Source organism: Agromyces sp. GXQ0307 (assembly GCF_044769845.1).
In the GTDB taxonomy this organism is placed as follows: Bacteria; Actinomycetota; Actinomycetes; order Actinomycetales; family Microbacteriaceae; genus Agromyces.
This window is the reverse complement of the sequence record NZ_JBIZVY010000004.1, coordinates 1-22,157: the sequence shown is the minus strand read 5'-3', so window position 1 is coordinate 22,157 and position 22,157 is coordinate 1. Positions and strand designations below refer to the sequence as shown.

Annotated in this window: 23 protein-coding genes; 12 read left to right on the top strand and 11 right to left on the bottom strand. The window is 71.4% G+C overall.

The features are described from left to right. Positions 1 to 127: 127 nt before the first annotated feature. Positions 128 to 760: a uracil phosphoribosyltransferase gene (gene upp, locus ACIQH8_RS14520; RefSeq protein ID WP_400999907.1), complete on the bottom strand. Its 633-nt coding sequence runs from the start codon at positions 758 to 760 to the stop codon at positions 128 to 130. A 49-nt stretch (positions 761 to 809) separates the two neighbouring features. Here upp and tadA point away from each other — a divergent pair, with 49 nt between their 5' ends. Beyond that, a complete protein-coding gene (tadA, locus tag ACIQH8_RS14515) occupies positions 810 to 1,289 on the top strand; it encodes a tRNA adenosine(34) deaminase TadA (protein WP_400999905.1) in 480 nt (159 codons plus the stop codon). A 28-nt stretch (positions 1,290 to 1,317) separates the two neighbouring features. Here the strand turns inward: tadA and ACIQH8_RS14510 are convergent, their stop codons facing one another. Then, positions 1,318 to 2,025: a gamma-glutamyl-gamma-aminobutyrate hydrolase family protein gene (locus ACIQH8_RS14510; protein WP_400999903.1), complete on the bottom strand. Its 708-nt coding sequence runs from the start codon at positions 2,023 to 2,025 to the stop codon at positions 1,318 to 1,320. 74 nt (positions 2,026 to 2,099) lie between these two features. Next, positions 2,100 to 3,062 carry a cation diffusion facilitator family transporter gene (locus tag ACIQH8_RS14505; RefSeq protein WP_400999901.1) on the bottom strand — a complete coding sequence of 321 codons (963 nt, stop codon included), beginning with the start codon at positions 3,060 to 3,062 and terminating at the stop codon, positions 2,100 to 2,102. A gap of 23 nt (positions 3,063 to 3,085) precedes the next feature. Here ACIQH8_RS14505 and proC point away from each other — a divergent pair, with 23 nt between their 5' ends. Then, positions 3,086 to 3,931: a pyrroline-5-carboxylate reductase gene (gene proC / locus ACIQH8_RS14500; RefSeq protein ID WP_400999899.1), complete on the top strand. Its 846-nt coding sequence runs from the start codon at positions 3,086 to 3,088 to the stop codon at positions 3,929 to 3,931. Between the two features lie 113 nt (positions 3,932 to 4,044). On the opposite strand, the gene rlmC is transcribed toward proC, so the two are convergent. The 3 genes from rlmC to ACIQH8_RS14485 are packed head-to-tail and all read right to left on the bottom strand — an operon-like array spanning position 4,045 to position 7,799. Next, the gene (gene rlmC, locus ACIQH8_RS14495; protein ID WP_400999897.1) at positions 4,045 to 5,175 is read right to left on the bottom strand and encodes a 23S rRNA (uracil(747)-C(5))-methyltransferase RlmC; all 1,131 of its coding nucleotides are present in this window, start codon (positions 5,173 to 5,175) and stop codon (positions 4,045 to 4,047) included. Between the two features lie 24 nt (positions 5,176 to 5,199). Then, positions 5,200 to 6,831 carry an ABC transporter permease gene (locus tag ACIQH8_RS14490; RefSeq protein ID WP_400999895.1) on the bottom strand — a complete coding sequence of 544 codons (1,632 nt, stop codon included), beginning with the start codon at positions 6,829 to 6,831 and terminating at the stop codon, positions 5,200 to 5,202. Beyond that, positions 6,828 to 7,799, bottom strand: a complete 972-nt coding sequence (locus ACIQH8_RS14485) for an ATP-binding cassette domain-containing protein (RefSeq protein WP_400999893.1) — start codon at positions 7,797 to 7,799, stop codon at positions 6,828 to 6,830. The genes ACIQH8_RS14490 and ACIQH8_RS14485 overlap by 4 nt, the downstream gene beginning before the upstream one ends. A gap of 125 nt (positions 7,800 to 7,924) precedes the next feature. On the opposite strand from ACIQH8_RS14485, the gene ACIQH8_RS14480 reads away from it, so the two are divergent. After that, on the top strand, positions 7,925 to 8,323 hold the full coding sequence (locus tag ACIQH8_RS14480; RefSeq protein ID WP_400999891.1) for a hypothetical protein: 399 nt from the start codon (positions 7,925 to 7,927) through the stop codon (positions 8,321 to 8,323). Between the two features lie 41 nt (positions 8,324 to 8,364). On the opposite strand, the gene ACIQH8_RS14475 is transcribed toward ACIQH8_RS14480, so the two are convergent. Both ACIQH8_RS14475 and ACIQH8_RS14470 read right to left on the bottom strand, forming a co-directional pair. Then, complete coding sequence (locus ACIQH8_RS14475; RefSeq protein ID WP_155840220.1) at positions 8,365 to 9,033, bottom strand: TrkA family potassium uptake protein; 669 nt, start codon at positions 9,031 to 9,033, stop codon at positions 8,365 to 8,367. Beyond that, the gene (locus ACIQH8_RS14470) at positions 9,026 to 10,468 is read right to left on the bottom strand and encodes a TrkH family potassium uptake protein (RefSeq protein WP_400999889.1); all 1,443 of its coding nucleotides are present in this window, start codon (positions 10,466 to 10,468) and stop codon (positions 9,026 to 9,028) included. Before ACIQH8_RS14470 ends, ACIQH8_RS14475 begins: the two co-directional genes overlap by 8 nt. 70 nt (positions 10,469 to 10,538) lie before the next feature. Here ACIQH8_RS14470 and ACIQH8_RS14465 point away from each other — a divergent pair, with 70 nt between their 5' ends. Continuing rightward, on the top strand, positions 10,539 to 10,976 hold the full coding sequence (locus tag ACIQH8_RS14465) for an ArsR/SmtB family transcription factor (protein WP_400999887.1): 438 nt from the start codon (positions 10,539 to 10,541) through the stop codon (positions 10,974 to 10,976). A gap of 35 nt (positions 10,977 to 11,011) precedes the next feature. Here ACIQH8_RS14465 and ACIQH8_RS14460 read toward each other — a convergent pair whose 3' ends face one another. Beyond that, positions 11,012 to 11,521 carry a GNAT family N-acetyltransferase gene (locus tag ACIQH8_RS14460; RefSeq protein WP_400999885.1) on the bottom strand — a complete coding sequence of 170 codons (510 nt, stop codon included), beginning with the start codon at positions 11,519 to 11,521 and terminating at the stop codon, positions 11,012 to 11,014. Between the two features lie 138 nt (positions 11,522 to 11,659). On the opposite strand from ACIQH8_RS14460, the gene ACIQH8_RS14455 reads away from it, so the two are divergent. The 3 genes from ACIQH8_RS14455 (at position 11,660) to ACIQH8_RS14445 (ending at position 13,880) form a co-directional block, all read left to right on the top strand. Beyond that, positions 11,660 to 11,758 carry a 30S ribosomal protein bS22 gene (locus tag ACIQH8_RS14455; protein ID WP_003792170.1) on the top strand — a complete coding sequence of 33 codons (99 nt, stop codon included), beginning with the start codon at positions 11,660 to 11,662 and terminating at the stop codon, positions 11,756 to 11,758. A 214-nt stretch (positions 11,759 to 11,972) separates the two neighbouring features. Then, positions 11,973 to 12,254, top strand: a complete 282-nt coding sequence (locus tag ACIQH8_RS14450; protein WP_400999883.1) for a glutaredoxin family protein — start codon at positions 11,973 to 11,975, stop codon at positions 12,252 to 12,254. An 81-nt stretch (positions 12,255 to 12,335) separates the two neighbouring features. Further along, entirely contained in the window at positions 12,336 to 13,880 is a 1,545-nt protein-coding gene (locus ACIQH8_RS14445; RefSeq protein ID WP_400999881.1) for an FAD-dependent oxidoreductase, read from the top strand. A 1-nt stretch (position 13,881) separates the two neighbouring features. Here ACIQH8_RS14445 and ACIQH8_RS14440 read toward each other — a convergent pair whose 3' ends face one another. Together ACIQH8_RS14440 and aspS are read right to left on the bottom strand one after the other, a co-directional pair. Then, on the bottom strand, positions 13,882 to 15,132 hold the full coding sequence (locus ACIQH8_RS14440) for a cation:proton antiporter (RefSeq protein ID WP_400999879.1): 1,251 nt from the start codon (positions 15,130 to 15,132) through the stop codon (positions 13,882 to 13,884). Positions 15,133 to 15,233: 101 nt separating this feature from the next. Next, complete coding sequence (gene aspS / locus ACIQH8_RS14435; RefSeq protein ID WP_400999877.1) at positions 15,234 to 16,577, bottom strand: aspartate--tRNA(Asn) ligase; 1,344 nt, start codon at positions 16,575 to 16,577, stop codon at positions 15,234 to 15,236. A 108-nt stretch (positions 16,578 to 16,685) separates the two neighbouring features. Here aspS and ACIQH8_RS14430 point away from each other — a divergent pair, with 108 nt between their 5' ends. The 5 genes from ACIQH8_RS14430 to ccsB all read left to right on the top strand — a co-directional run bounded on the left by ACIQH8_RS14430 (position 16,686) and on the right by ccsB (position 21,662). Further along, positions 16,686 to 17,330 carry a histidine phosphatase family protein gene (locus tag ACIQH8_RS14430; RefSeq protein WP_400999875.1) on the top strand — a complete coding sequence of 215 codons (645 nt, stop codon included), beginning with the start codon at positions 16,686 to 16,688 and terminating at the stop codon, positions 17,328 to 17,330. Then, on the top strand, positions 17,330 to 17,959 hold the full coding sequence (locus tag ACIQH8_RS14425; protein ID WP_400999873.1) for a TlpA family protein disulfide reductase: 630 nt from the start codon (positions 17,330 to 17,332) through the stop codon (positions 17,957 to 17,959). The genes ACIQH8_RS14430 and ACIQH8_RS14425 overlap by 1 nt, the downstream gene beginning before the upstream one ends. Before the next feature lie 15 nt (positions 17,960 to 17,974). Beyond that, complete coding sequence (locus ACIQH8_RS14420) at positions 17,975 to 18,727, top strand: cytochrome c biogenesis CcdA family protein (RefSeq protein WP_400999871.1); 753 nt, start codon at positions 17,975 to 17,977, stop codon at positions 18,725 to 18,727. Further along, the gene (locus ACIQH8_RS14415) at positions 18,705 to 20,519 is read left to right on the top strand and encodes a cytochrome c biogenesis protein ResB (protein WP_400999869.1); all 1,815 of its coding nucleotides are present in this window, start codon (positions 18,705 to 18,707) and stop codon (positions 20,517 to 20,519) included. Before ACIQH8_RS14420 ends, ACIQH8_RS14415 begins: the two co-directional genes overlap by 23 nt. Before the next feature lie 84 nt (positions 20,520 to 20,603). Beyond that, positions 20,604 to 21,662, top strand: a complete 1,059-nt coding sequence (gene ccsB, locus ACIQH8_RS14410) for a c-type cytochrome biogenesis protein CcsB (protein WP_401000766.1) — start codon at positions 20,604 to 20,606, stop codon at positions 21,660 to 21,662. The last annotated feature ends 495 nt before the right edge of the window (positions 21,663 to 22,157 follow it).

Genomic DNA, 22,157 nt, shown 5'->3' with positions numbered 1-22,157 from the left:
TTGATCGAATCTTGCCAGATCGATGGCGCGACGGCGTGTCTCACGGTGCAGATCCTGCGAGGTGAGGGGTTCGTAACACGAAATGGTCGCCGACGCCATGCCGTGACGCCGACGCCGGACGAACCGCTCAGACGGTGCCGTACAGCCGGTCGCCGGCGTCACCCAGGCCCGGCACGATGTACCCGTGCTCGTTGAGTCGCTCATCGACCGAACCGAGCACGACCGTGACGTCGCGGCCGGCCATCGCCTGCTCGACGGCCTGCAGCCCCTCGGGCGCGGCGAGGATGCAGATCGCCGTGACATCCGTCGCGCCTCGCTTCAGCAGGAAGTCGATCGCCGCGATCAGCGAACCGCCGGTGGCGAGCATCGGGTCGAGCACGAAGCACTGCCGACCCGACAGGTCGTCGGGCAGGCGCTCGGCGTACGTCGTCGGCTCGAGCGTCTCTTCATTGCGCGCCATGCCGAGGAACCCCACCTCTGCCGACGGCAGCAGCTTGACCATGCCCTCGAGCATGCCGAGGCCGGCGCGCAGGATGGGGACGATCAGCGGCTTCGGGTCGGCGATGCGCACACCCGTCGTCGGCGCGACCGGGGTGACGATGTCGACCGGCTCGACGCGCACCTCGCGCGTGCCCTCGTAGGCGAGGAGCGTCATCAGCTCCTCCACGAGCGCGCGGAAGACCGGGGACGGCGTCGTCTCGTCGCGGAGCACCGTGAGCTTGTGGGTGACGAGCGGGTGGTCGGCAACGTGGACTCGCATAGGCTCGAGTCTAGTTGCGGGGGTTCCGCCGATGAGAAGGGGCGAACGGATGCCGGTGCACCGCCCTGAGCACGTCGACTGGATGCGTCTCGCGCTCGCCGAGGCATCCGCCGCCCTCGCCACGGGCGACGTGCCCGTCGGCGCGGTCGTCGTCCGCGACGGCGAGGTCATCGCGACCGGGCGCAACGAGCGCGAACTGCACCAGGACCCGACGGCGCACGCCGAGCTCCTCGCGCTCCGCGAGGCCGCCCGAGCCACCGGCGACCGCCACCTCACCGGCTGCACCCTCGTCGTGACGCTCGAGCCGTGCGTGATGTGCGCGGGCGCGATCCTCGCCGCACGCGTCCCGACCGTCGTGTTCGGCGCGTGGGACGAGAAGGCCGGCGCCGCCGGCTCGGTCTACGACGTGCTGCGCGACCGGCGACTGAACCACCGTGTCGAGGTCATCGGCGGGGTCGCGGAGGAGGAGTCGTCCGCGATGCTCGTCGCGTTCTTCGAACAGCGTCGGGGCCGGCCCGAGGAGCACTGAGCGGCCCGCCCCGAAGACCCGGGCGGGTTCAGCTCGCGCGCGGAAGTGCGCCGCGACGCGCGAGCCCCTCGACGAACTCGCCGAGGATCGCGGCGGACGCAGCCTCGGCCGCGGGGCCGCAGGCGGCCTGGAGGTCGCGCATCTCCGCCACGTCGAGCCCGTACTCCGGCAGCTCGTCGCCCCAGGCCGCGAGCCACTCGTCGTGGATCCCGCGGTCGACCTCCGGGTGGAACTGCACTGCGAGCAGCCAGTCGCCGCGACGGAATGCCTGGTTGGCGTACTGCGGCGACCCCGCGAGACGCTCGACGCCCTCGGGCAGGTCGAACGTGTCGCCGTGCCACTGCACGAAGCGGACACCCCGCGCGTGCCGGACGGGCGATCCCTCGCCAGCCTCGGTGAGGTCGACGCCGAGCCAGCCGACCTCCTTGCGCGGGCCGCGGTACACGTCGGCGCCGAGCGCCGCCGCGAGCAGCTGTGCGCCGAGGCAGACGCCGAAGATCGGCGCCTCGGCGGCGATGCGCGTGCGCAGCAGGTCGAGCTCGTCGGCGAGGTACGGGTACGCGTCGGTCTCGTACGCGCCCTCCTCGCCGCCGAGCACCACCACGAGGTCGGGCGCCAGCGGATCGATCGAGGTGACGTCCTCCTGCGGGGCGTCGACGAACCGGATCTCGTAGCCGTGCCGCTCGAGCGTCGGTCCGAGGTTGCCGAGGCCGATCGTGGAGTCGTGGCGGAGCACCAGTGCGCTTCCCGATGGTCGAGTAGCACCCGGCGAAGCCGGGCGCGTACCGAGACCCGTGCCGGCGGCATCCGTCATTCGAGGCCCTTGATGACGATGGCGTCCGTCGGCGGCGCGGTGAGGTTCGGATCCACGTAGATGTCGGGCTCGACGTAGATCACCCGGGCGGCGGGCACCGCGTGGCGGACCCGCTGCTCGATCACGTTGATCGCCGTCGACACCTCGGCGAGGCTCTCGCCGCCGTGGAAGCCGAGCTTGGCGGCGACGAGCAGCTCGTCGGGCCCGAGGTAGAGGGTCTTCATGTGGATGATCCGCTCGGCCTCGGGGCCGGCCATGATCGCCTGCTCGATCTTCTTCACGTCGGTCTCGTTCGCACCCTCGCCCACGAGGAGGCTCTTCGTCTCGATGCCGAGGATGATCGCGACGACGATGAGCAGCGTGCCGATCATGAGCGTGCCGATCGCGTCGAACAGCGTGTTGCCGGTGATGATCGTCAGGCCGACGCCGAAGAGCGCGAAGACCAGTCCGAGGAGCGCCGCGACATCCTCGAGCAGGACGACCGGCAGCTCGGGCGCCTTCGCGCGGCGCACGAACTGCACCCAGGTCTGCCTGCCGCGGATCAGGTTCGACTCCTTGACGGCGGTGCGGAGCGAGAAGGACTCCAGCGCGATCGCGATGACGAGCACCAGGATCGGCAGCCACGGCACCTCGAGCTCGTGCGGATGCTGGATCTTCTCGACGCCCTCGTAGATCGAGAACACGCCGCCGACCGAGAACAGGATGATCGACACGACGAACGCGTACACGTACCGCTCGCGGCCGTACCCGAACGGGTGCTCGCGGTCGGCCTCGCGCTTGGCCTGGCGCCCGCCGAAGAAGAGCAGCAGCTGGTTGCCGGCATCCGCCACCGAGTGGACCGCCTCCGCGAGCATCGACGCCGACCCGGAGAAGAACCACGCGATGAACTTCGTCACGGCGATGCCCGTGTTCGCGAGGAATGCCGCCAGGATCGCCTTCGTGCCGCCGGATGCGCTCATGCGCCAATCCTAGGATGGCTGGCATGGCCCCCTCGCAACCCGTTGACCTGCCCGCGATCGCCTTCCTCGGCGCCGGATCGATGGCCCGGGCGGTGCTCGCCGGGCTGCTCCAGCCGCACGTCACCGCGGCGAGCATCACGGCCACGAACCGCAGCGCGGCACGGGCCGCCGAGTTCGCCGACGAGCCGCGCGTGACGGCGTTCGCGACCGAGACGGATGCCGCGGCGAACCGCCGTGCGGTGGCCGGCGCGAAGCTCGTGGTCGTCGCCGTGAAGCCCGCCATGGTGCCCGACCTGCTCGACGAGATCGCCGACGCGCTCGATCCCGGCGCGATCGTCGTCAGCGTCGCGGCCGGCGTCACCGTGGCGACGTTCGAGGCCCGTCTCCCGTCGCACGTGTCGGTCGTGCGGACCATGCCGAACACGCCAGCGGTCGTGGGCCGAGCGGTCACGGGAGTCTCGGCGGGCACCCGCTCGAGCGAGGCCGACCTCGCCCTCGTCGTCTCGCTCTTCGAGACGGTCGGCGAGGTGCTCGTCGTGCCCGCGTCCCAGCTCGACGCGCTCTCGACGATCTCCGGCTCCGGTCCCGCGTACGTGTTCCTCCTCATGGAGGCGCTCGAGCAGGCGGCGACCGCGAAGGGCTTCACGCCCGAGCAGGCCGCCGTGATGGTGCGCGGCACGTTCCGGGGCGCGAGCGAGCTGCTCGCGGCATCCGACGACGACCCGGCCGAGCTGCGCCGACGCGTCACGAGCCCGAAGGGCACCACCGAACGCGCGGTCGCCGTCCTCCAGGACGCCGACCTGCCCAACCTCTTCTCCCGCGCCACCGACGCCGCCCTCGCCCGCGCCCGCGAACTCGCCGCCGGCTGAGTGCTTTTCTCAGGAGTTTTTCCGCGTGTCGCCGTTCTGAGCGGCGTGTCTTCCTGAGAACGGTTCGGATCGCGCCGGAGTTCCTGAGAACGGTATGCAGGTTGCGAGGACGGTCAGCGGCGGGCGAGGAGGACCATCACCTCGAAGTGCGTCGTCTGCGGGAACATGTCGAAGACGCGCGCCTTCACGGGCCGGAGCGACGGCATCGCGGCGAGGTCCTTCGCGAGCGACGCGACGTTGCACGACGAGTAGAGCACGTGCGCGGCATCCGACCGCTCGAGCCACCCCGCGAGCTCGGCGCCGATGCCCCGCCGCGGCGGGTTCACCACGACGAGATCGGGGGCGGATGTCGCGGAGAGCGCGAACTCGGTGGCGTCACCGGCCGCGAAGCGCACGCGCGAGAGCGCGGCATCCGTCCGGCTCAGCTCGGCGCTCGCGACCGCCTCGACGCTCGTCTCGATGCCCGTCACCTCGGTGCGCCCGGCCGCGCCGGCGAGGTGCAGCGCGAACCCGCCGACACCCGAGTAGAGGTCCCACGCGTCCTCGGGCGCGAGGTCGCGGATCCACTCGCGCGCCTCGGCATACAGCGCCTCGGCGATCGCGGTATTCGTCTGGAAGAAGCTCTGCGGGCGCAGGTGCATCGTCACGTCGTTGAGCCGCATCGGCAGCGTGCCGGCGTCCGTGAGCACGACCTCGTCGGCGCCCTCCAGCACGGCCTTGTGCTCGGGCAGCAGGTTGGCGGTGACGACGCGCGCCTGCGGGAGCTCGGCGAGCAGCGTCGGCAGGTGCTTGCGCATGCGGCCGAGCGGTTCGGTCGAGCGCAGCACGAACCGCACCATGAGCTCGCCGTCGGGTGACTCGGTCACGATCAGGTGCTTCAGCTCGCCGCGCCGCGAGCCGACGTCGTACGGCGTGATGCGAGCGAGCGTGATGAACCGGGCGAGCACCGGGAACGCGGCCCGATGCCCGGGCGAGCAGATGCCGCACGCCTGGAGGTCGACCCCGTGGCCCTCGGCGTCGAGGATGCCGATCGTCGGCGCGTCGACCGTGCCGCCGACGACCATCTTCGCCTTGTTGCGGTAGTCGCGTTCGCCCGAGGCGACGGGAGGGAGCCACGCCGGGACGTCGAACGGCGCGAGCAGTTCCTCGGCGTGCGCCTGCTTGTCGGCGAGCTGCGACGGGTACGGGCGACCCATGAGCGAGCACGAACGGCAGCGCCCCGCGTCGAAGTAGGCGCAGTCCACGCCTCAAGGCTACGTGGGGTCCGCTCAGCCGTCGGTCGCGAGTTCGCGGCGACCCATCGCGACGACGGCGAGCGCGATCGCCGCGGCGCCGATCCCGAGCATCCAGAACCCGCCCGTCCAGTCGACCTCCCCGCCGACGGGCAGCGGAGCGTGCGCGAACGGGGACAGGTCGTGGAGCCAGTCGGGCAGACCGAGCAGCTCGCCGAAGATGCCGAAGAACGCGCCGGCGGCGAGCAGCGCCCAGGAGACGGGAATCGTCAGCCGCGGCGCGAGCACGAAGACCACGAGGCCCAGGCCGAGGAAGACGAGCGCCGCCGGTGCCTGCGCGAGTGCCGACTTCAGGGCGTTCTCCGCTGAGGCGGCCGGGTCGTCGGAGGCGAGCGAGCCGAGCAGTGCGCCGCCCGCGGAGAGCACGAGGATCACGAGGATCGCGAGTGCGCCGACGACGGCGTACCCGCCGAGCCAGGCGCGCCGCGGGACCGGCGTCGCGAGCACCGGCTCGGCGGTGCCGTGCGCCTCCTCGAGCCGCGCGCGCATCACGGCCTGCAATGCGGCCGCCGCGGCGAGGATGCCGACCATCGAGAAGAACGTGACCGTGAACGCCTCTTCGAGCGACGCGCCGGGGCCGGCGACCTGCTGCAGGGTCTCGGCGATCGCCGGAGCGTCGGAGCCGATCTGGTCGACGAGCGGCGTGAGGGTCGTCGCCAGCGCACCCGCGACCACTGCGCCGACCGCCCACGACGCGATCGCGCCCGCGTTCAGGCGCCAGGCGAGCCCGACATGACCGTGGAGCAGCGGGCCGGCCGTGGCGCGCCCGGCTCGGCCGGGCAGCAGGCTCGCGCCGCTGTCGCGCGCCGACTGGAACACGAAGACCAGTCCGACGAGCACCGCCCCCAGGCCGATCGAGAGGAGCAGCGGCGTCAGGTCGTTCGCATCGAACGGCTCGGTGCGCTGCGCCCAGCCGATCGGCGACAGCCAGCTCGGCCATGCGGCGGTCCGGGAGAGGCCGTCGTCGGACGCCTCGCCGAGGGCGTCGCCGAGCCCGCGCACGACGTACGCGGCCAGCACGACCGCGACGCAGAGGGCGTTCGCGCTGCGCGACGTGCGGAACAGCTGCGCCGTGACGAGCCCGACGCCGAGGAAGGCGACCCCGGTCGCGCCGACGGCGACGCCCGTGACCGTCGAGCCCGCGGCATCCAGCCCGCTCGCCATGAACGCGATCGCCACGGCGATCGCGAGGATGAGGTTCGCCAGCACGCCGTGCACGACGGTGGCGACGGTGGGCAGCGTGCGTGCGGCCGGTGTCGCGGCGACGAGCTCGGCGCGGCCCTGCTCCTCGTCGGCTCGGGTGTGCCGAACCGCCAGGAACGTGCTCATCAGGCCCGCCATCAGGCAGAGGAACGCGAGGATCAGGAAGACCGCGAACTCGCCCTCGCCGGCGCCGTTCGGCGTGCCGCGGAAGATCAGGATCGCGGGGGCGACGATCGTGAGGCGCAGGATGGACTCGCGCTCCGTCTCATCGCCGAAGGTGCTGCCGACCGCGGCCGTCGCCATGAGGGCCAGCCCTCCGGTGCCGACGATCCACAGCACGAGCTGCAACCGATCCCGTCGTGCGCGCTGCGCGACGAGCGGGATCAGCAGGGCGAGCGGGGTCACCGAGACGCCTCGGCGCCCGCTGCGGCGCCCGAGCGGGCGCCGTCGCCCGCGGCATCCGCCATCGCCCGATCGTCGCCGTAGTGGCGCAGGAACAGTTCCTCGAGCGAGGGCGGCGCGACGGTGAGCCCCTTCACGCCGAGTCGGCCGAGCTCGGGCAGCAGCGTCGCCACCCGGTCGCTGTCGGCGGTGAACTGCACGCGACCCGCGTTGACGACCACGTCGTGCGCGCCGTCGAGCGCCTCGACCGCGGACTCCTGACCGGGCACGTGGACGAAGCCGACCGACGAGCGGGTGAGGTGGCGGAGTTCGGGGAGGGTGCCCGCCTCGACCCGGCGCCCGGCTCGGATGATGCTGACCCGGTCGCAGAGCGTCTCGACCTCGGAGAGGATGTGACTCGAGAGGAGCACCGTGGCGCCCTCCGCGGCGACGCGGGCGATCTCGCGATTGAACACCTGCTCCATCAGCGGGTCGAGCCCACTCGTGGGCTCGTCGAGGATGTACAGCTCGGCGGGCGTCGCGAACGCGGCGACGAGCGCCACCTTCTGCCGGTTGCCCTTCGAGTACGCGCGACCCTTCTTCCGCGGATCGAGCTGGAAGGCCTCGACGAGCCGTGCCTTCCGCTCCGCGTACGCGGCTCGGTCGGCGGTGCCGCCCCGGAGTCGCGAGAGCAGGTCGATGGCCTCCCCGCCCGACAGGTTCGGCCAGAGGCTCACGTCGCCCGGCACGTAGGCGACGCGACGGTGCAGCTCGGCGGCGTCCCGCCACGGGTCCCGGTCGAACAGGCGCGCCTCGCCGCCGCTCGGCCGCGCGAGGCCGAGCAGGATGCGGATCGTGGTGGACTTGCCGGCGCCGTTCGGGCCGAGGAAGCCGTGGATCTCGCCGGCGGCGACCTCGAGGTCGAGGCCGTCGAGGGCGACCGTGCGACCGAAGCGCTTCTCGAGACCGCGGATGCTGATGACGGTGGTCATGCGCGCGATGCTACGCGCGTGCGACGTCCGAGGACCAGCGCCGCGCGAGGCGGCGCCGCCGACGGCACGGACGCGTCCCGTCGCCGTGCCGTCCACCGGCTCGGATCGCAGGTACGCTCAGCGACATGGAGCCGCTCGACGTCATCGCCCTCGCCGGCGAGGTGATCGCGTGGGTGGCGTTGTCGGCCGGCGGGATCCTCCTGCTCGCGTTCGCGTTCGCGCGTATGGCCGACGGGGCATGGGACGCCATCGAGGTCGCCGTCGTCGAGCGCGACGACGGGACCGTGGTGCGCTGGTTCGCCGGTGGGGAGTTCCACGAGCGGCCACTCGAGCCGGGCGAGGAACCGAAGCCCGACTCGGAGGACGGCGAGCCGCTCGCCTGGGTGCGCCGCCGCAGCCCCGACCGACTCCGGTTCGAGGCGACCTCGCACCTGCCGCGGGTGCTCGGCACGATCGCGGTGATCCTCGTGGGACTCGGCATCGTCGCGACCGTCGCCTCGACGGTCGCGGGTGTCGTCGGCTGAGCTCCACCAGCGGACGCCACGGCGCGCGCCCGCGGCATCCGCTATTCGAGCGCCGCGAACTTCTCGATGTCGCCCTCCGTGCCCGACACGATGATCAGGTCGTGGTTCGACACCACCGTCTTCTCGGTCGCGTACGTGAACGGCTTGCCCGGGCTCTTCACCCCGACCACGGTGACGTTGTGCCGCGATCGGACACCGGAGTCGGTGAGGTTCTTGCCGCGGATGGGCTTGGGCGGGTACATCTTCACCAGCGCGAAGTCGTCGTCGAACTCGATGAAGTCGAGCATGCGGCCCGACACGAGGTGCGCCGTGCGCTCGCCCGCCTCGCGCTCGGGGTAGATCACGTGGTTCGCGCCGATGCGCTCGAGGATCTTGCCGTGCGAGCTCGAGATCGCCTTCGCCCAGATCTGCGGGATCTTCAGGTCGACGAGGTTCGCCGTGATGAGCACCGAGGCCTCGACGGACGACCCGACCGCGCACACGGCGATCGAGAATTCCTGGGCGCCGATCTGCTTGAGGGCGTCGAGCGACTTCGCGTCGGCGACGACGGCGTGCGTGACGCGCTCGGCCCACTTCTGCACGAGGCCTTCGTCTTCGTCGACGGCGAGCACCTCGCGGCCGAGGCGGTCGAGTTGGCCGGCGGTGGCCGCCCCGAACCGGCCGAGTCCGATGACGAGCACTGGGGCGTCGTGCTTGATGCGATCAACCAACGATGGGCCTCTCTTCCGGTCGTCTGAACAGCTGGCGCTTCTGCGCGGCCGCGAGGGCCGCCGCGAGGGTGACCGTGCCCACGCGGCCCATGAACATCGTCGCAGCCATCACGTACTTGCCCTCGGGCGGCAGCGACTCGGTGAGCCCGGTCGAGAGCCCGCACGTGGCGAACGCCGAGATCACGTCGAAGAGCACGAAGTCGAGCGCCGACTTCGTGATCTGGGTGATGATCACGGTCGACACGGCCACGATGGTCGCACCCCACAGCACGACGCTGACGGCCAGGCGCAGGATGTCGCGGGGGATCCGCCGTCCGAACGCCTCCATCGCGGGCGCACCGCGTGCCTCCGCGTAGGCGGCGAGGAACAGCACCGCGAGCGTCGTGACCTTGATGCCGCCCGCGGTCGACGCGGAGCCGCCGCCCACGAACATGAGCATGTCGGTCACGAGCAGGCTGGAGCCGTAGAGGTCGGCCATGTCGATCGTGGCGAAGCCTCCCGACCGGGTCATGGTCGACATGAAGAACGCCTCGTAGAGCGTCTTGCCGAAGCCGAACGCGCCGTAGGTCTTGGGGTTGTTGTACTCGAGCACCAGGAACGTGATCGCGCCGGCGAACCAGAGCGCGATCGTGGTGGTCAGCGTGAGCTTGACGTGCACGCCCCAGCGACGCGGGCTCTTCCAGGTGCGCAGCAGTGCGAAGATCACCGGGAACCCGAGGCTGCCGAGGAACACGGCGAGCATCATGAGCGACTGGAACCAGTAGTCGTCGACGAACTCGATCGGACCCATCGGGTTCGGGTTGAAGCCGGTGTTCGTGAACGCGCTCACCGCGTAGTAGGCCGAGTACCAGATGCTGGTGCCGATGTCGTAGCCCTTGGCGAGCACGCTCGGGATCATGCCGAGCATGATCACCGCCTCGATGGCGAGGGTGCTGATCGCGACCGTGGCGAGCAGGCCGCCGACCTCGCCGAGCCGGACCGCCTGTCGCTCGGACACCGGTCCGGCGTGCACGCGCGACGGGTTCGTGTCGCTCGCCGCGATGAGCTTCGCCCGGAGTCCGAGGCGCCGCGACACGACCAGGCCGAGGATGGAGGCCAGGGTCAGCACGCCCATGCCGCCGACGTTCATGCCGAGGAAGATGATCGTGTTGCCGAACGGAGACCAGTGCGTGGCCATGTCGACGGTCGTGAGGCCCGTGACGCAGATCGTCGAGACCGCGGTGAAGAGCGCGTCGTACAGCGGGGTACCGCGGCCCTCGCCCGCGCGCGCGATCGGCAGGCTCAGCAGCATGGTCGTGATCAGGATGAGCGAGGCGAAGACGAGGATCGCGAATCTCGACGGCGAACTCTTGACGAGGAAGTCGAAGGCGTCGCGAACACCGGCGATCCATGAGCGTCGGGCGGGTCCCCGACGACCCACGGTGTGCGAGGCCATCCGCCCTCCTCCGCTCGACGCGTGAGTCATGGTACTCCCCGGCTCCGGCGCGACTGGCTACCCTTGCACCATGGCGGACATCTTCGACGTGGTGGCGGATCCGACCCGACGGGACATCCTCGGGGTGCTGCTCGATCGCGAGAGCTCCCAGCCCGACTCGGGCGGCGAGATCAGCGTCGGCGAGATCGTCACGGCGCTCGGCGTGAGCCAGCCGACGGTGTCGAAGCACCTCAAGGTCCTGCGCGAGTCCGGTCTGGTCGGCGTCCGCGAGGAGGGCCAGCACCGCTACTACCACCTCGACCGGGCGCCGCTGGAGCGGCTGGAGGACTGGCTGATCCCCTTCGTGACGACGGATGCCGCCGCCGACGCGGCCACGCTCGCGGGCGCCGACGCCGGAGGAGAGGACCTCAACGACGACCAGCGCGCGTTCGCCTCGGCGCTCGGCAAGGCGTTCGCCGACACGGCGCACCAGGTCACCGCGGTCGTCGGGGCCAAGCGGCGCCGCTGACCCGTTCGGCGGTCAGTGCGTCGGCGCGTCGGCGCTCAGCGCAGGCGCTTGACCATCTCGAGCTCGAGGCCGCCGGGCTCGAGCTCGTACTCACGGCTGTGTCCGGTGTACTCGAAGCCCCGGCGCTCGTAGTAACGGCGCGCCCGCGGGTTGTCCTCGTGCACCTCGAGCCGGAGGGTGTCGGCGCGGCTGGTCGCCCAGCGTTCGATCTCGTCGAGCAGCGCGTCGGTGACGCCGGACCCGCCGCCGCGACGGTCGGGCGTGACGTAGACGCCGACGAGCAGGGGGCCGGTCGCGGCATCCGGCACGTAGCAGCCCATCGTGCCGACCCAGCGGTCGCCCTCGATCGCGACGATCACGGTCTGCACGGCCGATTCGCCGCGCTTCGCGCGCGTGCGCCACTCGGCCTCGTCGTATCCGAGGGCGCGATCGAGGGTGTCGCCGAACGCGATCGGGGTGTCGCGCAGCATCTCGAGGCGGAGGTCGCGCACCTCTCGCCAGTCGTCCTCGCGGGTGGGCCGGATGACCAGGTCGGGTGGGGCCATTCCCCGAACCTAGCGGATGCCGCGGGGCGGCCCGGTCGAGCGGAACGGCACCTCGCGGTCGAATGGGCTAGACTACCGCGGGGCGTTTCCGCCCACGGCTGCGGCACGCGCGGCCGACCCGATCTTTGTGAGGTTTTCGTGGGTTCCGTCATCAAGAAGCGTCGCAAGCGCATGGCGAAGAAGAAGCACCGCAAGCTGCTTCGCAAGACGCGCCACCAGCGTCGCAACAAGAAGTAGTCGCTTCCGCGACCACGGCAGGGCGTCGGGCCATCGGCCCGGCGCTTTTCGCTGTCCTGGTCTCGATACGCTCCGGCTCCGCCGGTGCTACTCGACCACCGGCACACCGGCTCCGGCTCCGCCGGTGCTACTCGACCACCCGCACCGGCACCGCCGGTGCTACTCGACCACCGGGGCCGCCGGGGCGCGCGGCGGCGCGACGTATCCTGACGGGGTGAACCCGACTCCCCGCGACATCCGCCTCACCCTCATCGGCAAGCCCGGATGCCACCTGTGCGACGACGCACGCGAGGTCGTGACGTGCGTGCGCGAGGAACTCGCCGCGACGCCCGGGTCGCCGCGGACCACGCTCGAGGAGCGCTCGATCCTCGACGACGAGGCGCTGCGCGCCCGCTACGCCGAGGAGATCCCCGTGCTGCTCATCGACGACGAGGTGCACGGCTACTGGCGGCTGGATCCGGTGCGCCTCAAGACGGCCCTGCTCGCGCGCGGCTGAGTCCGGGCGCGCCCGTTAGCCTGCGGCATCCGTTCGTTCAAGGGGGTGCCGAGACGGCGTGACCCTGCGTTGACTGGGCGGATGACGACCGATTCGCACGTGCGCCACGCCGCCCTGCCGGCCGATCTCGATGCGCACGCCGACGTGATCGTCGTCGGCGCCGGGATCACCGGCCTCTCGACCGCGCTCATGCTGCTCGACGCCGGCCGCTCGGTGACGGTCCTCGAGCAGGACGTGCCGGGCGCCCTCGCGAGCGGCCGGAACACCGGCAAGGCCAGCCTGCTGCAGGGAACCCGGCTCTCGACGATCCGGCGGCATCACCCGGCGCGGCTGGTGCGCGCCTACGTCGACGCCAACCGCGCGGGGCAGCAGTGGTTGCGACGTGCGTGCGAGCGGGCGGATGTCCCGTACCGCACGGCCACGGCGTACAGCTTCGCCCAGACGGCCGACGGGCTCGACGCCGTCGCGACCGAGGCCGACGCGGCCCGCGAGGCGGGGCTGCCGGTGCGACGCGTGGCCGACGCGGACGAGGACGTGCCGTTCCCGTTCGCCGGGGCGGTCGCGCTCGACGGGCAGCTCGCGCTGCACCCGCCCGAGCTCATGCGCGGGCTCGCGGCGCTCGTCGAGTCGGCGGGCGGACGGCTCGTGACGGGCGTGCGCGCGCTCGGCGTGCGCGCCTCGACCCCGGCCGTCGTGCGGACGAGTGCGGGCGAGTTCACGGCGAATCAGGTCGTGATCGCGACGGGCGCGCCCATGCTCGACCGCGGGCTCTACTGGGCGAAGACGAGCGGCTTCCGCTCGATGCTCGCCGCGTTCGACCTGCCAGGTGAGGGGCCGGAGGGGCTGTACCTGTCCGTCGACGACCCGTCGCGCAGCATCCGCACGCACGAGCACGCCGACGGTCGGCACCTCATCGTCGGCGGCGGCGATCACCGCACGGGCCGCGACGACGCGACCGACCTGCTGCGCGCCGAGCTCATCGGCTGGGCGCGCGCCTGGTGGCCGGAGGCCGGCGAGCACGAGGTCTGGGCCGCGCAGGACTACGAGTCGCACAACACCGTCCCGTTCGTCGGGCGGATGCCGCGGGGCCGGGGCCGCGTCTGGTTCGCGACGGGCTACGCCAAGTGGGGGCTGACGAACGGCGCGGCGGCGGGCATCCGCATCGCGCACGAGATGCTCGGCGCGCGCCGGCCGGATTGGGCGCGCACGATCGGCAGCCGGATGACCGTGCCGGCCGATCTCGTCCGCGGCGCGATCGAGGGCGCGCGGGTCGGCACCGCCGCGGTGCAGGGCTGGGTCGGGGCGCTTCGCGCGCCCGAGCCGGCCGGGGCGTGGTCGGCCTCCCGCGCGCGCGGCGAGGCAGTGCCGGGCGCCGCGGCGCCCGACGCGGACACCCCGCCCGAGGGGGTCGGCGTCGTGCTCCGGAACGGCATCCGGCCCACGGGCGTCTCGACCGTCGGCGGCGAGACCTGCGCCGTGTCCGCGGTGTGCCCGCACCTGGGCGGCATCCTGAACTGGAACGACGCCGAGGCGACCTGGGACTGTCCGTTGCACGCCTCCCGTTTCGACCATCGCGGCCGGCGCATCGAGGGACCGGCCGTCTCCGACCTCGCGCGGCGGGACTGAGTCAGTCGTCCGAGGCGTCGGGCCGGCGGATGCCGCCACGCCGGCCGATGTCGGGCGTGTCGAGCCAGGTCGCCCGCGCCTCCCGGTCGGCGGCCTCCCGCCGCGCGAACCAACCCGCGATCGGCACGTCGGTCGACGAGTGCGCCACGACCGAGAGCACGATCGCGACCACGACCACATGGAACATGAGGTCGGCGTTCGGTGCACCGCTCTGCAGGACGAGCAGCCCGTACAGCACCGACGCGAAGCCCTTCGGCCCGAACCAGGCCGCGGTCGCCCGCTCCTCCCACGGCAGCCCGCTGCCGACGAGCGACAGCTCGACCGCGGCGGGCCGGGCGAACACCATGAGCAGCACCCCGAAGAGGTACGCCGTCCACGGGACGGAGGCGAGCAGCTCGGGCGAGATGAGCGCGCCGAACATCAGGATGGCGAGGAGCTTCATCAGCTCGGAGAACTGCCCGCCGAACTCCGCGAACGCGTCGCGCATCTCGGGGGCGGCGGACGCGATCGTCATGCCGGCCGCGTAGGCGGCGAGGTAGAGGTTCGCGTGCGTGACGGTGCAGACGCCGAGCACGATGAGCGCGACGGCGACCGGCGTGAGCGAGGCGTACAGGGGCGTGCGCGAGAACACCTTGCGTCGCACGAGCCACGCCACGGCGAGCGGTACCGCGATGCCGACGGCGATGCCGAGCGCGAGCTCCTCGGCGAGGACGAACGGCTCGACCTCCGGCCCGCCGACGGTGGCGATGAGGATGAGGACGACCGGGAGCGCGAGCCCGTCATTGAGGCCCGACTCGACGCCGAGCAGGTGCCGCACGCGGTGCGGGATCTCGGCGCGTCCGACGATCGCCGACGCGAAGACCGGGTCGGTCGGCGCGAGCACCGCGGCCACGAGCGCTGCCTCGAGCCAGCTGAACCCGAGCAGCCAGACGCCGAGCAGGGTCGTGATGACGAACGTGATCGGCATGCCGAGCAGCAGCGCCCGACCCGGCAGCCGCCAGGCCGCGCGGAGCTGCTGCAGCGCGACCTCCTGCCCGTCGGTGAAGAGCACGACGAAGAGGGCGAGCGACGAGACGGTCGTGACCGTCGGGTCGGTCGGCTCGAGCACGATGACGTCGAGCATCCCGCTGCCGAGGACGAACCCGGCGACGAGGAAGAGCACCGTCGTCGAGAGCACGGTGCGATGCGCGATCCCGGAGATCAGGATGGCGGCGAGCAGCACGAGTGCGAACGACAGCAGCAGGGCATCCACACGGAGGAGTCTGCCGAAATCGGAGGGCGCGTGTCATCCGCCTCGCCGCGCCCGCGCACCGGCCGGTGCTCGATCGTCCCGCGCAGCGGGCGTCTCGCGACCTACGGCAGCAGGCGCGTCGGGCCGCGGAAGAGGTACGTCGTCTCGCGGATCGAGTGCTCGTCGAGCATGAGCATCAGCAGGCGCGCGAGGCCCATGCCGAACCCGCCGTGCGGCGGCACGCCGTAGCGGAAGAAGTCGAGGTAGAACCCGAGCTCCTCGGGGTCGAGCCCCTTCTCCTTCGCCTGCTCGACGAGGACGTCGATGCGGTGCTCGCGCTGCGCGCCGGTCGAGATCTCGACGCCGTTGTAGATGAGGTCGTACGAGTTCGTGATGCTCGGGTCGCCCTCGCGGCGCATGTGGTAGAACGGCCGGATGCTCGACGCGTAGTCGGTGAGGAACACGAAGTCGTGGCCGTAGGTCTCCTTGACGTACGCCGAGATCTGGCGCTCGCCTTCCGGGTCCATGTCGGCGTCGGCGCGCGGCACGACGTAGCCGCGCGACGCGACGATCTCCTTCGCCTCGGCGAGCGGGATGCGCGGGAACGGGGTCGTCGGCACGGTGACCTCGACGCCGAAGAGCTCGCGGATCTCGTCGCCGTGCTTGGCGACGACGGCCGTGAAGCCCGCGACGAGGAGCTCCTCGTGCATCGCCATGACGTCCTCGTGCGACTCGACCCAGCTCATCTCGGCGTCGATCGAGGTGAACTCGGTCGCGTGACGCGACGTGAACGACGGGTCGGCGCGGAACGCCGGGCCGACCTCGAACACGCGGCCGAGACCGGCCGGCTGCGCCATCTGCTTGAAGAACTGCGGGCTCTGGGCCAGGTACGCCTTGCCCTCGAAGTAGCCGAGCTCGAACAGCTCGGCGCGCGACTCCGACGCGGACGCCATGAGCTTCGGCGTCTGGATCTCGACCCAGTCGCGCTCCACCCAGTAGGTGCGGAGGGCGTGCAGGAACGTCGTCTGCACGCGGAAGATGAGGTTCTGCTTCGGGTGGCGGAGGTCGAGGAAGCGCCAGTCCATGCGCTTGTCGAGGCTTGAGTCGGCCGCGATCGGCGTCTCCTCGGCCTCGGTCACGACGTCGAGCGACTCGATCTTCACCTCGAGCCCGCCGAGCTTCACGCGCTCGTCGTGCTTGAGCTGCCCGGTGACGGTGATGAACGTGCCGTGGCCGAGGGCGGAGATCTGCTCGGTGAGCGCGAACGCCTCGGCCGCGCCGACGCTGACACCCTCGGGGTCGAGCTCGCGCACGGCGGGGTTCACGAGCTGCACCGCGCCGGACTCGTCGCGCAGGATGATGAACTGCACCTTCTTCTGATCGCGGACCGTCTCGACCCAGCCGGCGACGGTGACCGGGCCGTCGGGAAGGGCGGCGAGCTGCTTGACGAGGGTGCGCGTGTTCACGACAGGCCATCCTACCGGCCGCGGATTCCCCACCGGGCCGGGACCGCGGCGGGCGGATGCCTCGGCGCTCGGCGATTTCGAAGGGAAGCGCTTCGTAGACTGGAGGGCGTGCCGGCCGAGCAGATCCATCTCGTGCGCCACGGCGAGGTCTTCAACCCGCAGGGCGTGCTCTACGGTCGTCTCCCCGGATTCGGGTTGAGCGACCTGGGCCGTGCGATGGCGGAGGCCGCGGCCGACGATCTCGTCGCGCGCAAGCGCCCCGTCGCATCCCTCGTGTCGTCGCCCCTGCAGCGCACGCAGCAGTCGGCCGACCCGATCGCGAAGGCCTTCGACCTCGAGCCGACGATCGACGACCGCATCATCGAGCCGACCAATCGTTTCGAGGGCAAGCGGATGTCGGGGCGCGACTCCGCACTCCGCGACGTGCGGAACTGGGCCTTCCTCGTCAACCCGTGGGAGCCGAGCTGGGGCGAGCCGTTCCGCTCGGTCGCCGATCGCATGCTGGACGCGATGGCGGACGCCGCCGACTCCGTCGACGAGGGCGACGTCGTCATGGTCAGCCACCAGTTGCCGATCTGGATGGTGCACCGCCGCGTCGCCGGCAAGTCGCTCGCGCACGACCCGCGTCGGCGCCGCTGCGCGCTCTCGAGCATCACGACCTTCGAGCGCCGCGGGAACCGGTTCGTCGAGGTCGGCTACCGCAACCCGGCGGCCGGGCTCGCGTCGCAGGCCACGGACGTGGGGGCGGTCTGATGGATCTCGATACGCGCGCTACTCGATCACCGGGTCGTCTCACGGCCGTGGCCGTGCTCGCCGTGGCATCCGTCGTCGCGCTCGCCGGCTGCTCGAGCGACCCGCTCGCCGAGCAGTACCGCGAGGGCAGCGGCAAGGGCTACATCGCCGGTGACGGCACCATCTCCGAGTTCCCGGCCGACCAGCGAGGCGAGCCCGTCGAGTTCACCGGCACCACGATCGAGGGCGACACGCTCGGCTCGGCCGACCTCGCGGGCGAGGTCGCCGTCGTCAACTTCTGGTACGCCGGTTGCGCGCCGTGCCGTGCCGAGGCGCCCATGCTGCAGGAGGTGTTCGAGGAGTTCGACGGGAACGGTGCCGCGTTCGTGGGCGTGAACGTCCGCGACCAGACCGCGACCGCGGCATCCTTCGAGGAGGGCTTCGGCATCACCTACCCGTCGATCGTCGATGCGAACGACGGCGCCGTGCAGTACGCGTTCGCGGGCGACGTGCCCCCCGCTGCGGTGCCGACGACCCTCGTGCTCGATTCCGAGGGCCGGGTTGCCGCGCGCATCCTCGGGCAGCTGAAGGACGCGTCGATCCTCGAGACGATCGTGCGCGACCTCATCGACGAAGCCGCGACGGCGTAGCGGCGGCGGAACGGCATGGACCTCGGCGAGATCGTCTTCAGCGGGCAGCTGCTCGCGGCGCTGCCGATCGCGCTCGCCGCGGGGCTCGTGTCCTTCCTCTCGCCGTGCGTGCTGCCGCTCGTGCCCGGCTACCTCGGCTATCTCGGCGGGTTCGCCGACGCGAGCGCCGAGGCCGACGAGGCGCGCCGCGCGCGCCGCCGGCTCCTGCTCGGCGTGCTCCTCTTCATCGCGGGGTTCACGCTCGTGTTCCTCGTCTTCACGACCGCGTTCGGCGTGCTCGGGGCGTGGCTCGCGCTCTGGTCCGACCTCATCATCCGGGTGCTCGGGGTCGTGCTCATCGTCATGGGCCTCGTCTTCATCGGGCAGTTCACGTTCCTCCAGCGCACGCTCAAGCCGTCGTGGCGACCGGCGACCGGGCTGGCGGGCGCGCCGCTCCTCGGCATCGTGTTCGGCCTCGGCTGGACGCCGTGCATCGGCCCGACCCTCGCGGTCGTGCTCGCGCTCAGCGCCGACTCGGCGTCGGCCGGTCGCGGCGCGCTGCTCGGCCTCGCATACTGCATCGGCCTCGGCATCCCGTTCGTGCTCGTCGCGCTCGGGTTCGGCTGGGCGGCCAACGCGCTCGCGTTCGTTCGGCGGCACATCCGCGCCGTGAACCTCATCGGCGGCGGGCTGCTCATCGCCATCGGCCTGCTCATGGTGTCGGGCCTCTGGACCATCTGGATGTACGAGTTGCAGGCGGTGATCAGTGGTTTCGTCCCGGCGATCTGAGGCTGAGCGAGCGGATGCCGCGTCCGCGCGCGACGCGGGCGTCGATCCGTTGCGGCCCGCCGACTACGACGACGGCACGGCCGGCGGCGATGACGCGACGTCCGGCGGCGACGGCACGTCGGCCGCGGGATCCGCCGGCCCCGCGGCATCCGTCACGGCCCCGAAGCTCGGCCCCGTGGAGTGGCTGCGCTTCGCGTGGCGCCAGCTCACGAGCATGCGCACCGCGCTGCTGCTGCTGCTCCTGCTCGCCATCGCCGCGGTGCCGGGCTCGCTCGTGCCGCAGCGCTCGAGCGACCCGAACGGCGTCGTGCAGTACTTCGCCGACAACCCCGACCTGGCGCCGGTGCTCGACTCGTTCCAGATGTTCGACGTCTACACGTCGGTCTGGTTCTCGGCGATCTACCTGCTGCTGTTCGTCTCGCTCATCGGCTGCATCATCCCGCGTACGAAGCACCACCTCGAGGCGCTCCGCGCCCGCCCGCCGAAGACGCCCGCGAGGCTGTCGCGGCTGTCGGCCTACACCGAGCGCGAGCTCGTCTCCGGTGGTCGAGTAGCGGCGGAGCCGCGTATCGAGACCGCCGAGACCTCCGAGGCCGCCATCGCCTCCGCTGCCGCCGAGCTGAAGAGGGCCGGCTACCGCGTCGAGCGCTACGACCGGCGCGGCGTGCCGTCGGTCTCGGCCGAGCGCGGCTACCTCCGGGAGACCGGCAATCTCGTCTTCCACACCGCGCTCGTCGGCGTGCTCGTCACCGTCGCGATCGGCGGCGGGTTCGGGTTCTCGGGCCAGCGGGTCATCGTCGAGGGCCAGTCGTTCGTCAACACGCTGGCGGCCTACGACTCGTTCAATCCGGGCCGGTTCTTCGACGACGGCCGGCTGACGCCGTACCGGCTGACCCTCGACGAGCTCGACGCGGTCTACGAGACCGAGAACACCGATGCGCTCGGTCAGCCCATCGACTTCACGGCGCACGTCACGATCGACGGGCCCGACGGATCCGCCGAGCGCGACGTGAAGGTCAACGAGCCGCTCTACGAGTACGGCACCGACGTGTACCTGCTCGGCAACGGCTACGCACCGATCATCACGGTGCGCGACCCCGACGGCGAGGTCGTCTTCACCGACTCCGTCCCGTTCCTCCCGCAGGACGCGAACCTGACCTCGATCGGCGTGATCAAGGTGCCCGACGGACTGGACGAGCAGATCGGCATGGTCGGCTTCTTCTACCCGACGCAGTCGACGCTCTCGTCGGGCGCGTACACCTCGACCTACCCCGACCTCGTCTTCCCGGTGCTCACCCTCAACGTCTACTCGGGTGACCTCGGCATCGACGACGGCACGCCCCGCTCGGTGTACCAGCTCGACACGAGCGGCATGGAGCAGCTGACCGGCGGGCAGACGGGCGTCGACTCGGTCGAACTCATGCCCGGCGAGTCGACGGAACTGCCCAACGGTCTCGGCACGGTCGAGTTCGAGTCGGCGTCGCCGGATGCCGCGGGGGACGACTTCTCGCAGAGCGTGCCGCGTTTCGCCTCGTTCGACGTGCACCACGACCCGTCGCAGGTCTGGGTGCTGGTGTTCGCGCTGCTGATCCTGGGCGGACTGCTGCTCTCGCTCTTCGTGCCGCGCCGGCGCATGTGGGTGAAGGCCGTCACGCGCCCCGACGGACGGGTGGTGCTCGAGTACGCGGGCCTCGCGCGCGGCGATGACCCCGGGCTCGAGCGCGCGGTCGAGGAGTTCGCCGACCGGCACGCCGGTCAGGGACGCCGATCAGAGGATCCGGTGGTCGAGTAGCGAGCGAAGCTCGCGTATCGAGACCCGACGTAAGGTGGAACAGTGACGCTCGACGAGATCTCCATCATCGCCGTGTACTCGGCGATGGCCGTGTACGCGATCGCGTTCATCGCGTACTCGATCGACCTCGCTCGCCGGTCGGCGGCCTCGGTCCGGGCGACGGATGTCGCGGCCGCGGCCGCCTCGCAGGCCGGCGGCTCGACTGACGCCGGGTCCGAGCGCGAGCCCGCGATGCAGGGGGCGTCCGCGTCTGCCGCCGTATCGACGGGCGGCTCCGCCGGTGGCGTCGGCGCGGCAGCGCCTCCGCGTGCGAGCAGGGGAGCGGGCACCGTGCGACGGGGTGCCACGGCCGGCCGCGCGCCATCCGTCGACTACGGTCGCTCGCCGTCGCTGCGCGTCGCGGTCGCCATGACCGTCATCGCCTGGGCGCTGCACCTCGCGGCCACCGTGCTGCGCGGCGTGGCCGCGAGCCGGGTGCCATGGGCGAACATGTACGAGTTCGCGCTGACGGGCACGCTCGTGATCACGACGGTCTTCCTGCTGGTGCTCCTCATCGCGAAGACCGACCTCCGCTTCCTCGGCACGTTCGTGACCGGGCTCGTGCTGGTGCTGCTCGGCGTCGCGACCGTGAACTTCTACGTCAGCGTCGTGCCGCTGCCCCCGGCGCTGCAATCGGTCTGGCTCGTCATCCACGTCTTCGTGGCGACCTCGGCGGTGGGCTTCTTCGCGCTCGGCTTCGCGCTCTCGGTCGTGCAGCTGATGCAGTCGCGTCGCGAGGCGATCGTCGCGACCGCCGACTCCGTGAGGAAGTCGTTCCTCGCGACCCTGCCCGACTCGATCTCGCTCGAGAACCTCGCGTACCGCGTGAACATCATCGGCTTCATCCTGTGGACCTTCACGCTCATGGCCGGTGCCATCTGGGCGGAGAAGGCCTGGGGCCGGTACTGGGGCTGGGACACCAAGGAGGTCTGGACCTTCATCATCTGGGTGGTCTACGCCGGCTACATCCACGCCCGGGCGACCCGCGGATGGCGCGGCTCGCGTTCGGCGTGGCTCGCGATCATCGGGTTCTCGGCCGTGCTGTTCAACTTCACCGTCGTGAACCTCTTCTTCAAGGGCCTGCACGCGTACTCGGGGCTGTGACCCGCGCGTCCATCGCGATGCACTCGAGGGCTCCCGCCGGCTTCGGCCGCGGGGGCCCTCGGCCGTCTCAGGGGTTGAAAACGAGCGCGCGGATGGCCGCAGCCGACCGCGCCCGGACGCGCCGTCGGTGCGCGACACGCCCGGGATGCAGGCCCGATTTGCCCGGGGGTCCGGCGGCACGTAGATTCTTCTTCGTTGCCACGGCAGCCGGGAGCGAGAAGCTCGCGGGGCGGGCAGCGAATCCCAGCCAAACAGCCTCGTAGGCGCCTCGTGCGACTCGGTTGCTTCAAGCCTGGGAACAACGATCACCACCACCTCTCCGCTCGGGCTCGAGCGGTTCCGGAACGCCCAGCGTTCGGGAAGGCGGTGGTGGTACAGTAGGGAAGTTGCCCTGAGGGCAGGCCGTGAGGCTGGAACTCGGGTGCGTCCGTTCCTTGAGAACTCAACAGCGTGCACTATGTTCAATGCCAATTTTTGAACCCCGTGTTTCCTGCT

Bases quoted from the DNA above. Each gene is read 5' to 3' on its own strand.
- ACIQH8_RS14485 (WP_400999893.1), bottom strand. From the start codon at position 7,799: ATGACCACCGTCATCAGCATCCGCGGTCTCGAGAAGCGCTTCGGTCGC.
- ACIQH8_RS14425 (WP_400999873.1), top strand. From the start codon at position 17,330: ATGGATCTCGATACGCGCGCTACTCGATCACCGGGTCGTCTCACGGCC.
- ACIQH8_RS14420 (WP_400999871.1), top strand. From the start codon at position 17,975: ATGGACCTCGGCGAGATCGTCTTCAGCGGGCAGCTGCTCGCGGCGCTG.
- ccsB (WP_401000766.1), top strand. From the start codon at position 20,604: ATGGCCGTGTACGCGATCGCGTTCATCGCGTACTCGATCGACCTCGCT.
- ACIQH8_RS14470 (WP_400999889.1), bottom strand. From the start codon at position 10,468: ATGGCCTCGCACACCGTGGGTCGTCGGGGACCCGCCCGACGCTCATGG.
- proC (WP_400999899.1), top strand. From the start codon at position 3,086: ATGGCCCCCTCGCAACCCGTTGACCTGCCCGCGATCGCCTTCCTCGGC.
- ACIQH8_RS14445 (WP_400999881.1), top strand. From the start codon at position 12,336: ATGACGACCGATTCGCACGTGCGCCACGCCGCCCTGCCGGCCGATCTC.
- ACIQH8_RS14505 (WP_400999901.1), bottom strand. From the start codon at position 3,062: ATGAGCGCATCCGGCGGCACGAAGGCGATCCTGGCGGCATTCCTCGCG.
- ACIQH8_RS14460 (WP_400999885.1), bottom strand. From the start codon at position 11,521: ATGGCCCCACCCGACCTGGTCATCCGGCCCACCCGCGAGGACGACTGG.
- upp (WP_400999907.1), bottom strand. From the start codon at position 760: ATGCGAGTCCACGTTGCCGACCACCCGCTCGTCACCCACAAGCTCACG.
- ACIQH8_RS14465 (WP_400999887.1), top strand. From the start codon at position 10,539: ATGGCGGACATCTTCGACGTGGTGGCGGATCCGACCCGACGGGACATC.
- tadA (WP_400999905.1), top strand. From the start codon at position 810: ATGCCGGTGCACCGCCCTGAGCACGTCGACTGGATGCGTCTCGCGCTC.
- ACIQH8_RS14480 (WP_400999891.1), top strand. From the start codon at position 7,925: ATGGAGCCGCTCGACGTCATCGCCCTCGCCGGCGAGGTGATCGCGTGG.